Source organism: Idiomarina sp. 017G, from assembly GCF_004362265.1.
GTDB lineage: Bacteria > Pseudomonadota > Gammaproteobacteria > Enterobacterales > Alteromonadaceae > Idiomarina > Idiomarina loihiensis.
Genome location: NZ_SNWT01000009.1, coordinates 102,197 through 115,867, shown reverse-complemented (window position 1 = coordinate 115,867; position 13,671 = coordinate 102,197). Strand labels below are relative to the sequence as shown.

Sequence of the window (13,671 nt, the reverse complement as noted above, 5' to 3'; positions counted from 1 at the left end):
ATATTACCCTCGTTCAATAAAAAGGCGGCCGCAACGTTATCCGATGCGACCGCCTTCTAAACCGACAGCCAGTTAGCTTAACTGACAAGCATTACCCGGTATTCGGGGCGTTTTTTTATGTCGATAATGACTAGAAAGTGTAATTCAACCGAGCGTAGTAGTAACCACCGTTAATACCGAACGGGAAAGTTTCCCAGCCATATTTAAAGCCCGCATCAGAAAATGGTGAACCAGCACTGCCCCATTCGTCGGGGTAAGTGTCAAACAGGTTATTCGCACCAATACGAACATTTAAACTATCAGTAAAGTCGTAACCAATAGAAAGATCAGTTAACCACTTACCGCCCCACTCATGACGCACACCGGTAAAGGCTTGCCCTTCAACAGGCCCAAAATAATTAAAGGCTAAATTCACATTCCAGGCATCACGAGTCCAGTCACCACTTAACGTTGCTTTCTCACTGGGTTGTCCCTCTTCAAGACGCAGGACTTGAGTGTCGTTGAAGATCTGTTCCCCCGGAATTAATGAAGAGACCGAATTCACCTGCTCTACATCGGTATTCATAAAGCTCATTGCGGCAGTTAAATTCAAAATGCCGTCCATAAACTCAGTCGGGTAAGACGCGATCACATCCAGGCCTGTGGTTTTGGTATCAACCGAGTTAGTGAAGAACTGAACGGCTCCTAACTGATTTTCTTCCAGAATATCAGCAAACTGAGATCCAACATCCGCCTGGAGCGGCTCTGAAAGCACAATGCGATCATCAATATTAATCTGATAAACATCAATGGTAATATCGAAACCATTATTGAAGCGTTTGATAAGGCCCAAACTGACACTCTCAGAGGTTTCTTCCTTAAGTTCTTCAATACCAAACTGCTTGGCTATTTCATCATTGTTAGCAATGGTCGCTGTTTCAACCAGCGTTCCCCCAACAACGTTAGTTAAAATTTGACTATAGTAGATTTGTTGAACACCAGGAGCCCTAAATCCAGTTGACATCGTACCGCGTACGGAAAGGTCGTTATCAATGTCATAACGTGCAGACAGTTTTCCTGAAATATTATCGCCAGCAATATCATAGTCTTCATAACGAAGTGCGCCCGCTAACAAAAAATCAGGGGTGACATAATATTCTGCGTCAATGTAGGCGCCATAACTATCGCGGTCAGCATCGACAACCTGTCTGGGACCAAAACCAGGAAAACCTTGTATTCCGGGTTCAGCTAAATCGCCTTCAGGAGTCAATATTTCTAAACTTCTATCGTCTTCTCGACCATAAGCCCAAGATACCGGGTCACCTGGGTTAATTTGATAGCCGTCACGCCGCATTTCTAATCCCACAGCCAGATAAAGCAGCTCATTTGCGATATCAACCGTACCATTAAAATCTAAATTGAATGTCGTCTGCTCAAAGACCAGTTCGCCATCGAAAGCCTCTGTTGGTGTTTCGCCGTAAATACCGCCGTCCGGACTTGGTTCGTAGTACCAACTTACATTTGCTGAGTTTGACGAATTAAAGCCAAATTCATTTTTCCCGTAAACCACACTGGCATCCCATAGCCAGGCGTTAGGCAGGTCTCCGCGAATTCCAACAGCCAACGATTGATCATCCGCTTCGGTCTCTAGTTTCGGCAGAAAACCATCGGGGTAAATTGCTTCTATGGTTCTCGGGTGTCCGCGTCCGCGGAAGAAACCTGAAGAACCACCGTCACGGCTGGAGATACCACCAAAAGCATAAAGCTCTGTCGTTTCACTAAAGTTATAACCGGAGTTAAACCAGGCGTATAAGTTCTCCGAATCGGCATCACCAATATGCAGACGAACCACAGGGTCGCCGCTGGGCGATGACCAGTCTCCTATGAGCGATGCTTCAGCTGAAGACGCCCGGTTCGTCATTCCCCGGTCACGGTACTCCAACGTGCCGTTGAAAAAGCCGTTGTCTGACTCAACACCAAAATTAACGCCAATAGTATTAACTTCGCCATCACCCTCGTAAGTTTGACCTATTTCAGCGGAGACACTGCCGCCTTCGGAGCTTTTCAGCGTGATATTAATGACCCCGGCAATGGCATCAGAGCCGTATTGAGCCGCCGCACCGTCTCGTAGAATTTCGACACGCGCAACAGCGGTAATTGGAATGGCGTTAATGTCGTAGCCTGCCGAGCCTTTACCAATGGTTTCCTGAACGTTCACCAGAGCTTGTTGATGCCTGCGTTTACCGTTAACCAGAACCAGAACCTGATCCGGATTGAGTCCGCGCAGTGTTGCCGGACGAATAATGTCAGAACCGTCAGAAATGGTTGTGCTGGAAAAGTTAAAAGAAGGCGCACTCATTTGCAGGGCTTTACCGAGTTCAGTCGCTCCTGTATTTACGAGTTGCTCTGCAGAAATAATATCAATTGGCGAAGCCGACTCTGTCGCTGTTCTGCCATTAACCCGCGAACCCAAGGTGACAATGCGCTCCATAGATTCGTCAGACTCTGCATTAGCATCCGCTTGTTGCGCAAAACCGGTACCCGGGATTGCTAACGCTGCTGACATTGAAATGGCCAAATACCCAAGTTTAAAAGATGCTCTGCTCATAGTTCTGCCTTACTTTTGTTGTTTTTTTGTTTTAAACGCGACCAGCTTTTTAACAACTACAGCCATTTCATTGGCTTGGGAATATACCAGATGATATAAATCAATATTTGTAAGGAAACTTGCGGATCTGACAGAGTGCTTTATATTGATAGTTGTAAACACAACAAAAGGAAGACTTTATGACTCGTATCGTAGGTATTGTTCTATTAGTTGTTGGCGCTATTTTATTGTATTTCTCATATGAGGCCTCACAATCAATTGCCTCTAGCGTATCAGAAGTGGCTACAAATGAACCAACTGACAACACCATTTGGTATTTAATTGGTGGTGTTGCCGCAGTTATTATTGGTCTCTACGCGGTCATTCGCGGAAAGTAACCTAGTAAACGTAGTTAGCCAGACGTGTCGCCTGATACGTCTGGCAGTCTTAAGGCTGTAAGGGTAGCAAGTAAGCCAATAGCTCCCAGTACCCATAAAACGGCAGCAACGCCATAAGCAGAATCAACCCACCCCAGTAATAAACCAGCTAAAAGCACTACCCCCATCACGGTATTAGATACCGCCGTCAGTTGCGCCCGGTTATCTTGCGTTGCCATATCAACCAGATAGGTTTTTCTGCCAACTCGTGCTCCATGATGCGCAACCGCCGAACTGAATAAAAGTAATGCCGCAATCCACTGCGCGCCCAGCGCCTCAGGTATCCAGTAATAAAGTGCCAGCGCAGCCGATATTACCAAAGTCGACATAACGGAAGCTGCTGCCATCACATGGTGACTGGCAGAATCGGACCAACGACCCCAAAAGCGCCCCGCCAACAAACCGGCAAGCCCACTCGCTAGCATTAAACTGCCCAGACTAGTCAGTTCGGACTCGCCTTCGCGCTGAATTAGAACCACGATATAAGGAATAGCAAAAGCGGCGGCGACTAGTAACGCCCGCGAAATGACAAAGTGTCCAAACTGACGATCCTGCCACAGCAAAGACATTGATTTCAGTGCTTCGGTCAGCGCGTTACCACCGCCCTCGGTTGCACCGGCAACCTCAGGAATGCCCGCATAAAGTAGAGCCGCAACAAACCAGAGCACAACACCGGCACCTAGTAGTCCAATAAATAATGAGCGCTGACCTTCCATATCAGGTGCAAATATAATAACGAGTGCGGTTAACAGTGTGAGTAATCCGGCGGCGGACGCTGCGACACCGGACATTCGTCCACGGCGCGTTTTAGATACCGTTTTACCGGTCACATCCTTATTCGCCACAGAACAAATGCCTCGCGACAAGCTAAATATTGCCAATAAAACAACCACAGGCCAGCCCAGTGCAGATTCATCTAAAGTTGCTACCGCAAACAACATAGCCAGCAACGAGACTGCCTGACCGACACTGCCCGCAACCCAGAACCATTTGCGTACCGGCTGCTCACGGAGCTTTTGAGCAACAAAGAGCTGAGGTAATAAAGCCAGAGATTCCCTTAAAGGCACTAAAGCGCTAATAAACACCGCCGGAGCGCCCAGCGAGCTCAACATCCACGGCAATACAAGGCGCGCGCTGACTAAGCTGTCACCCAGTTTTGTCAGAGTTAACGACAACAACATCAAAACGAATGAACGCGGTTGCTCGTTACAGGCAGACTCAGGAATATCTTTACAAACGCGAGCATCTTCGTCTTCAGCTAAGTAGCCGTAAACGCGTTCAGTCAGTTTTTTATCAGTCATGGCAAAGTGTTCATTTTAAGAAAGGTGTCGAAATAGATGCTGCCATACTTTATTCAACCATTCCACAAACTCACACCATTGCGCTAAACGCTGCCGATCAATTTGATAATGGGCTATTTTTTCGTACTCTGTTATTAAGCGAACCGAGGCTTGGTCACTGAGTTCATTCACTATAATTGCGCTGGCAATATCAAACAAAGGGTGACCAATACCCGCGTATTCCCAGTCAATAACCCGGATAGGATCGGCCATTAAAATATGATTCATAGATAAATCGTTGTGGCATAACACCGGATAACTGAGCCAGTCCTCTAACAAGGGTTGCATGGGTACCAATTTCTGGCTCATTTGAGCAGCAACCGCCGAATTGACCGAACGCAACTGCTGCAAATAATGCTCGACCCGCTCAGACATAGACCAGGCCGGAATATCAACTCGTGTATTGTGAATTTTCGACAGCGTTTCAGCCAGTACAGTGGCTTTAATCAAAGGCGACAGCGTAACTTGCTGTAAAGACGGAGCCTGGTAGTAAGGCTGTAAAAACCAGCCTTGCTTAGCATCGTAAGCTAAAACTTCGGGGGCAAGAGCCTGTTGCGCCAGCTCTTTTTGTATAGATACTTCCAGCTCACGATCAACCGCGAATACCTGTTCATAGCGCCAGCGTTTTAACACATAATCTTCTGTATCTGTTCGCAGTCGCAACGTCTGATTCGACTGCCCGGAAGCAAGCAGATGTATTTCGCAGGGCTGGCCAATCACCCGGCTTCACTCGCAGATTTCAGCGAAATGTCATGGCGCCAGCGCCACATGGCATAAATCACCAGTATCAGATAAACCACGAACAACAAGGCGGTGGCGACAAAGCCTTTGCTGGCGTACAAATAAACGTAAACACTGTCGATAACCAGCCAGTACCACCAGGTTTCATACGCTTTTTTGGTAACCAGCCAGGTGGCCAGCAAACTGAATATTGTGGTGTAAGTATCGAGCCATACTGCGTCTGCGTCGGTATAAACCGAGAGTAAATAAGCAATGCCTGCAGCCAGAGGAACCAACCACGCCCATTGCAGCAGGTGCCAACGAAACGGGTATTTCGCGCCATCAGGACTCTCCTTTGCTGCGCTTTGCTGACGCTGCCATTGCCACCAACCATAGCCTGCCAACGCAATGTAGATTGTTTGCAGCAAAGACTCCATATACAACTTACCTTGCCAGAACAAGACAGCGTATATAGTACAGCTGACCGCCGCCGCAGCCCAGCACCACTGGCGCTGATGCGCCGCCAGAACTAAATACCCCAAAGCCATGACTAAAGCCGTCAGCTCCCAGGGGGAACTGACCATCAACTGCTCAAGCCAGGATTCGAGCAAAGACTCAGGCATTATCCGGCCTTAAGTCTTTGTTAATAAACTTACAAACCAGAACATTCGACGGCACATTCTGGAAAAGCAGCTCCATTTCTTCACCCATAATGCGCATAACGTCCTGCATTTCACCAAATACTTGCGTACTCATGGTGTTGGTCAGAACCGTTAGTTCTGAATGCTGATTTAAACGCTCAATAAAATCTTTAATGGTATCCAGGTAATTTTCAGCCAGTGGATACAGCGACATTTCTACTGAAACTTGCATATTAAGCTCCCTTAAAACGATTTTCTGACAGTGATACCAAAGCGACGCGGTTCACCGTATTGGACGTAAGTTTCCGGCACATACTCCTTACGAGGGTCATTACCAAAGTAAAAACCGCGAGTTTCGTAGTCTTCATCCGTTAAATTACGACCCCATAAGCTAAAGTGCCAATCCTGATAATGATAGTTTAGCGCAAGGTGCAACACTGCCATGCTGTCCGCTTTTTGGTTATGCGAGTCAGAGAAGTAGAACTCGTCTTTCGCGTCGGCCTGAATCACCCACTGGAAGTTCTCGCCTAACCAACCCTCAAAGCCAATATTCAACTGGTAATTAGGCGCTTGCGCTTGCTCCCGCCCGGTCATATCGGTGCCGTCTTCGGTAACAAAACCTTCAATTTCGGTTTTTAACCAGCTGGCCGAAGCGAAAACCGCCAACCAATCCGTAAACTGGTTGCGAATTTCCGCTTCCAGACCGTAACCTGTGCCTTCAGCGGCGTTCTCAATGTAACCCACAAATGACTGGTCTCGGTTTACCCAGCCCTTGAGCTGCACATCGTCACGCCAATGGTAAAATGCGCTGACTCTTGAGGTTAAACGCCCATCGGCACTGCTGCCTTTTACGCCAAACTCGGTACTCCAGAGCGTTTCCGGAGCAAAGGTTGAGCGGTCTAACAAGTAGTTTTCTAATTCTTCCAGACCCTGATCTTCAGCTTTTCCTAAAGCTTCACCATTAACGCCACCGGCTTTGTATCCGCGCGCCAGAGTCGCGTACAGGTAACTGTCGTCAGACGCCTGATAGCGGACACTGAAATTACCACCCACCATGGTGTCTTCAGGTTCAGCGGTAATACCGCGACTGTCGAGGTAGTCATTGTCGTAACGTTCTACCCGCAAGCCAGTTATAGTACTAACCCGGTCACTCCAATGCTGAGTTAGCTCACCATAAATAGCAACGTGATTGCTATCATAGTCGCTGTTGAAAATGCTTGGCTGGCCTAAGTCCCAGTTAAAATAGTCACGTGTCAGCTGAACCGATTTGTCGTAATAGTACAAACCTAAAACCCATTCGCTATCAATACCAAACAGGCTTTCGGGCTCGTCGGATACCCAGCGAACTTCGGCGGTTTTGTCGTCACGGTCGCGGAAGTACGCGTCAAAAGCTGAGTATTCCCAGCCCGGAGCGATACCTTCATAGGTCCAGTCTTCGTCGTAAGCGTAGCCGGTGTCTGCATCCAGGTAGTTAACAGACATTTCCAGACGGCTGTTGTCAAAACCCAGGTAACTGAGCTGCAAGCGCAATGCCTGACTTTCTAAGCGGTCAAAACCCGGTTCATCGGACAAAGTTTCGCGGGTGTTGTCGAGACTAAACGCATCGTAGCCATTGTCGACATCGTTATAGTGCAGAACCGTTTGCAGCAACCAGTCTTTACTGAGCTCTGTATCCAGCTTGAAGCGCGCAGTGAGTTCGTCGCGCTGTTCCGTGTCATCACGCTCAAGATAGGTATTTTCAATGTAACCGTCTTGCTGAAACTGGCTGACCGAGAAGCGGGCGTTACCTAACAGCCCTAGGTTTCCGCCCATAGCAAGGCCGCCCATGGCTTCGGAATAGTTGCCTGCTGATAGCTGAAACTGGCCGTTAAAGTCGCTGCTCGGTGCGGTGCTGTCCAGCAACAATAAACCGGCCATAGCGTTCACGCCAAAACGTCCGCTTTGCGGACCGCGAAACACTTCCACGTGATCAATATCGAAAAGCGATGCGGCACTGCCTAATCCGCTGTAATCAATACCATCAATTATCAAACCGACCGAGGGCGTTACAGGATCAACAAACTGAGAGCGCTCGCCAATACCACGAATTTGAATAAACCGAGCCGTGGAAGTGCCACCAGAGAAATTCACGTTGGCCAAACTGTTCAGAGTGTCTTGTAAATGCTGTGAGTGACGCTGTTGCATCGCATCTTTATCAATAATAGAAACGCTGCTGGTGGTTTCATTTAAGGTGCGGCGGTGAAAGTCACCACTCACTTCAATAATTTCAATGTCTTTTGTATCTTGTGTGTCCTCTGCTGCAAAGGCAAAAGCGGGAACACTGGATAACGCCGCGGCAATGCTGGCTGCTAAGTATGAATTGATTATTTTCATGGATCATTTCCTCAAAACAAAGTCAGAAACGATCCGGTAAGGCTGTATTAGACGGGTTTTCTACCATCCCTACGCCAGTATTAACCGGATCAGGTTTTAAGGGTTCGCTAATGCATCTCAGCCGTTGCCGGCACCCCTTGGTAAAGCGGCGTCAGTATAACGCAGCTTGTTAGTTAAACAAATTTACTTTCAGTGCAATTAAATAAAGGACAGAGCGTCGCCGTAAAGGTTTTCTAACGGTACGTCTTTAGCGACAAAGTCGTCGCGAATAACGCGTATCATTTCGAAACGGCCAGCCATGTAAATTTCACACTCAGGCAGACTTTGCTCACGGGCCATAACCGCATGGTGCACTAAACCAATAGAATAAGCCCAGTAGTCATCCGCATCTTCGACTACCGGGTGGTAATCAAAGTGCTCGTACTGGCTTGCTAAGCGTTCCAGTTCGTCATGCAAATACAGGTCGCTTAAACTTTTTGCGCCCCAATAAAGCGTTAATGGCCTCTCTGGCGACACACGTAAGTGTTGCTGCAAGATAGAATAGGTGTAAGAAAAACCGGTGCCACCGGCAATTAACACTGCCGGTTTAGCGTTTTCCTGACGGTAAAACGCAATACCGTCCGGCGCATCAATTTCTAGTTCCCCGTCGGCACGCACTTTATCTAACACTTCCATTGCATAGCTGTTGTCCGGCGTAGCGCCAACATGAAGTAACCACTCACTTTTATTGGACGGGCACGACGCAATACTGAACGGTCGCTTATCGCGTTCGCCCATCACCACCATAAGGTACTGGCCTGCTTTAAACTCAACCGGCTGCGGCAGTTGTATACGCACTTCCCACACAGCATCCGCCAACTGGCGCGAAATTTCAGCTTTACAGGTCATTTGTTGACTCATTCACGACTCCATAATATTCAGTTCGTCCCACAGCTCGTCAATACGCTGTTTTACCTCGTCGCTCATGACAATAGGCTCGCCCCACTCACGATCGGTTTCACCCGGCCATTTATTGGTGGCGTCCATTCCCATCTTAGAGCCCAGTCCGGAAACTGGTGAAGCAAAATCGAGATAATCAATCGGTGTATTTTCGACCAGGGTCGTATCACGTGCCGGATCCATCCGGGTTGTTATAGCCCAGATAACATCTTTCCAGTCACGCGCATTCACGTCGTCGTCACACACAATCACGAACTTGGTGTACATAAACTGACGCAAGAAAGACCAGACACCCATCATCACACGCTTCGCGTGACCGGGGTACTGCTTCTTCATAGTGACTACGGCCAAACGGTACGAACAGCCTTCCGGTGGCAAATAAAAATCGACAATTTCAGGAAATTGTTTCTGCAGCAACGGAATAAAAACTTCATTTAAAGCAACACCCAGCACAGCCGGTTCGTCCGGTGGACGTCCGGTATAAGTGCTGTGGTAAATAGGGTCTTTGCGGTGGGTAACATGAGTCACAGTAAACACCGGAAACTCATCCACTTCGTTATAGTAACCAGTATGGTCGCCATAAGGCCCTTCCGGTGCCATTTCGCCCGGCTCTATGTAACCTTCCAGAATAATTTCAGCGTGCGCCGGTACTTGTAAGTCATTACTGAGGCACTGCGTTACTTCGGTTTTGCTGTCACGCAACAAACCGGCAAAAGCGTATTCCGATAAACTGTCCGGTACTGGGGTTACTGCACCCAAAATAGTGGCAGGATCAGCCCCCAAAGCAACTGACACCGGGAACTTCTCGCCCGGATGCTGCTGGCACCACTCTTGAAAGTCCAACGCACCACCGCGGTGTGATAACCAACGCATGATCAGTTTATTAGGACCTAAGAGTTGCTGGCGGTAAATGCCTAAGTTCTGGCGTTCTTTATGCGGACCACGAGTTACCGTAAGACCCCAGGTCACCAAAGGCGCAACGTCGCCCGGCCAGCAGTGCTGAATAGGCAGCTTGGTTAAGTCAACGTCGTCGCCGCTCATAACCACTTGCTGGCACGGTGCCTTTTTAATGCTTTTTGGCGACATACTCAGCACTTTTTTGTACTTAGGCAGTAAATTCAACGCGTCGCGAAAGCCTTTAGGAGGCTCAGGCTCTTTTAAAAAGGCCAGCAATTTGCCCACATCCCGTAAAGCGGTTACTGACTCCTGACCCATGCCTAAAGCCACGCGGTCGGGTGTGCCAAACAAATTAGCCAATACAGGCATATCATGGCCTTTCACGTTTTCAAACAATAAGGCCGGGCCTTGTGCTTTTAACGTACGGTCTGATATTTCGGTAATTTCGAGGTAGGGATCGATCTCTTGTTGGATGCGCTTAAGTTCACCGCGCTCCTCGAGGAGCGCGATAAAGTCACGCAGATCTTGATATTTCATACGCCACTTAACTGTTGCGTTGACGTTTCATCGATTCGAAGAATTCGTCATTGGTTTTGGTCATCTGCAGACGGTCAATCAGGAATTCCATGGCCTCAACTTCGCCCATTGGATGCATGATTTTGCGCAGGATCCACATTTTTTGCAGCTCGTCCGGCGTAGTCAGCAACTCTTCGCGACGCGTACCTGAACGGTTGAAGTCGATGGCAGGGAACACACGGCGTTCAGCCAACTTACGGTTCAGATGCAGCTCCATGTTACCGGTACCTTTAAACTCTTCGTAGATGACTTCATCCATTTTCGAGCCGGTATCAATAAGCGCGGTTGCAATAATGGTTAAACTACCGCCTTCTTCTACATTACGCGCAGCTCCAAAGAAACGCTTAGGTTTGTGCAATGCGTTAGCATCCACACCACCGGTTAACACTTTACCGGAGCTTGGAATAACGGTGTTATAAGCACGGGCAAGGCGAGTAATTGAGTCCAGCAAAATCACTACGTCTTTTTTGTGCTCAACCAGGCGCTTGGCTTTTTCAATAACCATTTCGGCCACCTGAACGTGACGGCTGGCAGGTTCATCAAAGGTTGAAGCAACCACTTCGCCATGTACAAGACGGTGCATTTCGGTGACTTCTTCCGGACGCTCATCAATCAACAGAACAATCAGTTCAGCATCAGGGTGATTCGCCGCAATAGAAGTTGCAATATTCTGCAATAGTAAGGTTTTACCCGCTTTTGGTGGCGCAACAATAAGACCACGCTGGCCTTTACCTATTGGCGCTGATAAGTCCAGTACCCGCGCAGTGATATCTTCTTTACTGCCATTGCCGCGTTCTAAGTGAAAACGCTCTTCCGCGTGTAGCGGCGTTAAGTTTTCAAATAAGATTTTATTGCGGGAGTTTTCAGGCTTGTCGAAGTTAACTTCGCGAATTTTCAGCAGGGCAAAATAACGTTCGCTGTCTTTCGGTGGGCGAATTTTCCCGCCAATTGTGTCACCCGTACGCAGGTTAAAGCGACGAATTTGGCTTGGCGAGACGTAAATGTCGTCCGGGCCAGCCAGGTAAGACGAGTCGGCTGAACGCAAGAAGCCAAAGCCATCCTGCAAAATTTCCAGCACACCACCGCCGTGAATGTCTTCACCGCTTTTAGCGTGAGCTTTTAAGATAGCAAAAATGATGTCTTGCTTACGTAGGCGGGCCATATTCTCAAGGCCCATTGAGTCCGCGAGCTGAACCAGCTCGTTTACGGGTTTATCTTTAAGTTCTGTTAGATTCATAGGAGGGTTTTCGAGTTATCGATTGAACACAAAGCCTTTTTTAATTTGACTCTAGAAAGTAAAACAATTGGAACATTCGGAATTCGCGAAGTGCGAAACCAGAAACAGACGTTTCATTTAAAAACAGGTTAACCGGTGGAGTTGGTGAACCCGTATGAACAGTTAATGAGCAGAAGTTATCACCAAAAAAGCGATTCGTCCAGTTTTCTCAACAAAAACGGCGCATAACACGCCGTTTTTTGACAATCATTAAATATGCTGGTCTAAAAACTCAGTCAATTGAGCACGTGATAATGCGCCCACTTTCGTTCCGACAACTTCGCCGCCTTTAAACAACAATAACGTTGGAATGCCACGAATATTGTACTTAGGTGGAGTTTGTTCATTATGGTCGACGTTCAGCTTACCAATAACTAATTTATCAGCGTACTCGCTGGCAATGTCATCAAGAATAGGCGCTACCATTTTACATGGTCCACACCACTCAGCCCAAAAGTCGACTAATACGGGTTTATCGGAATTTATGACATCAGCATCAAAACTGTCATCACTTAGCTGAACTATTACGTCACTCATGGTACTCTCCGCTACTTTCTTCGCGTGGAAATATTAGAATAGTATTATTTCTGTTTTTGAATACAAGCGCAAACTGATATGCTTATAACTTATGACTAAAAAACATCTTACAGAAACTCGCTTTGCTGATTTGGCGCTTCACCCCAAAATCCAGCAAGCAATATCCAGTGCCGGATTTGAGTATTGTACTCCAATTCAGGCGTTAAGTCTGCCCGTTGCTCTGTCTAACCGCGATGTTGCTGGTCAGGCTCAGACAGGTACAGGCAAAACCTTGGCATTTCTGCTGGCTACTTTCAACCGCTTAATGCAGAACGAATCGTCCGAAAAAACCGAATCGGGCCCACGCGCGCTGATTATGGCACCGACTCGGGAGCTCGCTATTCAGATAGCTCACGACGCGGATGCCCTCATTGAGCATTGCGGTTTGAAAATGGGCGTAATTTACGGCGGCGAAGGCTACGAAGGTCAAAAAGAACAACTGGCTGCACAACCAGACATACTGGTCGGCACCACGGGTCGTCTTATAGACTTTTATAAGCAGGATCTATTTAGCCTTAAAGATATTGAAGTTGTGGTGCTGGACGAAGCCGACCGCATGTTCGATCTGGGCTTTATTGATGACATTCGTTACCTGTTACAGAAAATGCCGGATCCATCCAAACGTCTGAATCTGCTGTTCTCTGCAACCTTGTCTTATCGTGTGCAGGAACTGGCGTACGAACACATGAATGCACCGACCAAGCTCGAAGTAGAACCGTTACAAAAAACGGCCACACGGGTAACTGAAGAACTGTTTTATCCTTCTAAACCCGAAAAGTTTCCGTTGCTACTGACATTAATAGAAGAAGACTGGCCGGATAAAGCCATTGTTTTCGCCAACACCAAGCACGGTTGCGAGAAAGTGCATGGCTGGCTGGTCGCGAACGAGCACCGTGCGGGTCTGTTAACCGGTGATGTTCCGCAGAAAAAGCGTTTACGCATTTTGGAAGACTTTGCCGAAGGAAAGCTCGACTTTTTAGTTGCTACCGATGTCGCAGCACGTGGTCTGCACATTCCTGAAGTAACCCATGTATATAATTTCGACTTACCGGATGACTGCGAAGACTATGTTCACCGTATAGGCCGCACAGGTCGCGCAGGCGCCAGTGGCGCTGCAATAAGCCTGGCGTGCGAAGAGTACGTATACAACTTACCGGCTATTGAAGACTATATTGGTCACACCATTCCGGTCACCAAATACGATGGCGATGCTTTGCTTTCTGATTTACGACGTCCGCGTCCAATTCAGCGCCGTCGTCGTCATAACTCAGGCGGAGGCAAGGGCAAACCTCGCGGCCGTCGCTCGGGACCTCCGCGCAACGCGTCATAA

12 protein-coding genes and 1 riboswitch are annotated in these 13,671 nt (G+C 48.0%); of the genes, 2 read left to right on the top strand and 10 right to left on the bottom strand.

All coding sequences use genetic code 11. The features are described 5' to 3' along the window. Window positions 1–130: 130 nt before the first annotated feature. Complete coding sequence (locus DEU30_RS11695) at window positions 131–2,587, bottom strand: TonB-dependent receptor (protein ID WP_114982272.1); 2,457 nt, start codon at window positions 2,585–2,587, stop codon at window positions 131–133. 179 nt (window positions 2,588–2,766) lie between these two features. Here DEU30_RS11695 and DEU30_RS11690 point away from each other — a divergent pair, with 179 nt between their 5' ends. Continuing rightward, window positions 2,767–2,964, top strand: a complete 198-nt coding sequence (locus DEU30_RS11690) for a DUF3185 family protein (RefSeq protein ID WP_034822665.1) — start codon at window positions 2,767–2,769, stop codon at window positions 2,962–2,964. A gap of 14 nt (window positions 2,965–2,978) precedes the next feature. Here the strand turns inward: DEU30_RS11690 and DEU30_RS11685 are convergent, their stop codons facing one another. The 9 genes from DEU30_RS11685 to trxA all read right to left on the bottom strand — a co-directional run bounded on the left by DEU30_RS11685 (window position 2,979) and on the right by trxA (window position 12,302). Beyond that, window positions 2,979–4,304 carry an MFS transporter gene (locus DEU30_RS11685; RefSeq protein WP_114982271.1) on the bottom strand — a complete coding sequence of 442 codons (1,326 nt, stop codon included), beginning with the start codon at window positions 4,302–4,304 and terminating at the stop codon, window positions 2,979–2,981. A gap of 15 nt (window positions 4,305–4,319) precedes the next feature. After that, a complete protein-coding gene (locus DEU30_RS11680) occupies window positions 4,320–5,063 on the bottom strand; it encodes a phosphotransferase (protein ID WP_114982270.1) in 744 nt (247 codons plus the stop codon). Beyond that, complete coding sequence (gene pnuC / locus DEU30_RS11675) at window positions 5,060–5,686, bottom strand: nicotinamide riboside transporter PnuC (RefSeq protein ID WP_011235582.1); 627 nt, start codon at window positions 5,684–5,686, stop codon at window positions 5,060–5,062. Before pnuC ends, DEU30_RS11680 begins: the two co-directional genes overlap by 4 nt. After that, on the bottom strand, window positions 5,679–5,936 hold the full coding sequence (locus DEU30_RS11670; RefSeq protein ID WP_034822670.1) for a YkoF family thiamine/hydroxymethylpyrimidine-binding protein: 258 nt from the start codon (window positions 5,934–5,936) through the stop codon (window positions 5,679–5,681). The genes pnuC and DEU30_RS11670 overlap by 8 nt, the downstream gene beginning before the upstream one ends. A gap of 11 nt (window positions 5,937–5,947) precedes the next feature. Continuing rightward, window positions 5,948–8,077 carry a TonB-dependent receptor gene (locus DEU30_RS11665; RefSeq protein WP_011235584.1) on the bottom strand — a complete coding sequence of 710 codons (2,130 nt, stop codon included), beginning with the start codon at window positions 8,075–8,077 and terminating at the stop codon, window positions 5,948–5,950. A 49-nt stretch (window positions 8,078–8,126) separates the two neighbouring features. Continuing rightward, a riboswitch (TPP riboswitch) is annotated at window positions 8,127–8,225 on the bottom strand. Window positions 8,226–8,275: 50 nt separating this feature from the next. Further along, the gene (gene fre / locus DEU30_RS11660; protein WP_114982269.1) at window positions 8,276–8,977 is read right to left on the bottom strand and encodes an NAD(P)H-flavin reductase; all 702 of its coding nucleotides are present in this window, start codon (window positions 8,975–8,977) and stop codon (window positions 8,276–8,278) included. Then, window positions 8,978–10,450 (bottom strand): 4-hydroxy-3-polyprenylbenzoate decarboxylase, encoded by a 1,473-nt coding sequence (gene ubiD / locus DEU30_RS11655; RefSeq protein WP_114982268.1) that lies wholly within the window; start codon window positions 10,448–10,450, stop codon window positions 8,978–8,980. It lies immediately after the preceding gene. Between the two features lie 7 nt (window positions 10,451–10,457). Further along, window positions 10,458–11,726, bottom strand: a complete 1,269-nt coding sequence (rho, locus tag DEU30_RS11650; RefSeq protein WP_011235587.1) for a transcription termination factor Rho — start codon at window positions 11,724–11,726, stop codon at window positions 10,458–10,460. A 249-nt stretch (window positions 11,727–11,975) separates the two neighbouring features. After that, window positions 11,976–12,302 carry a thioredoxin TrxA gene (gene trxA, locus DEU30_RS11645; RefSeq protein WP_011235588.1) on the bottom strand — a complete coding sequence of 109 codons (327 nt, stop codon included), beginning with the start codon at window positions 12,300–12,302 and terminating at the stop codon, window positions 11,976–11,978. Window positions 12,303–12,393: 91 nt separating this feature from the next. Here trxA and rhlB point away from each other — a divergent pair, with 91 nt between their 5' ends. After that, window positions 12,394–13,671 (top strand): ATP-dependent RNA helicase RhlB, encoded by a 1,278-nt coding sequence (rhlB, locus tag DEU30_RS11640; RefSeq protein WP_011235589.1) that lies wholly within the window; start codon window positions 12,394–12,396, stop codon window positions 13,669–13,671.

Excerpts from the sequence above, each read along its gene's own strand:
- ubiD (WP_114982268.1), bottom strand. The coding sequence starts at position 10,450 with ATGAAATATCAAGATCTGCGTGACTTTATCGCGCTCCTCGAGGAGCGC.
- fre (WP_114982269.1), bottom strand. The coding sequence starts at position 8,977 with ATGAGTCAACAAATGACCTGTAAAGCTGAAATTTCGCGCCAGTTGGCG.
- pnuC (WP_011235582.1), bottom strand. The coding sequence starts at position 5,686 with ATGCCTGAGTCTTTGCTCGAATCCTGGCTTGAGCAGTTGATGGTCAGT.
- DEU30_RS11695 (WP_114982272.1), bottom strand. The coding sequence starts at position 2,587 with ATGAGCAGAGCATCTTTTAAACTTGGGTATTTGGCCATTTCAATGTCA.
- DEU30_RS11670 (WP_034822670.1), bottom strand. The coding sequence starts at position 5,936 with ATGCAAGTTTCAGTAGAAATGTCGCTGTATCCACTGGCTGAAAATTAC.
- DEU30_RS11690 (WP_034822665.1), top strand. The coding sequence starts at position 2,767 with ATGACTCGTATCGTAGGTATTGTTCTATTAGTTGTTGGCGCTATTTTA.
- trxA (WP_011235588.1), bottom strand. The coding sequence starts at position 12,302 with ATGAGTGACGTAATAGTTCAGCTAAGTGATGACAGTTTTGATGCTGAT.
- DEU30_RS11685 (WP_114982271.1), bottom strand. The coding sequence starts at position 4,304 with ATGACTGATAAAAAACTGACTGAACGCGTTTACGGCTACTTAGCTGAA.
- DEU30_RS11665 (WP_011235584.1), bottom strand. The coding sequence starts at position 8,077 with ATGAAAATAATCAATTCATACTTAGCAGCCAGCATTGCCGCGGCGTTA.
- rho (WP_011235587.1), bottom strand. The coding sequence starts at position 11,726 with ATGAATCTAACAGAACTTAAAGATAAACCCGTAAACGAGCTGGTTCAG.
- rhlB (WP_011235589.1), top strand. The coding sequence starts at position 12,394 with ATGACTAAAAAACATCTTACAGAAACTCGCTTTGCTGATTTGGCGCTT.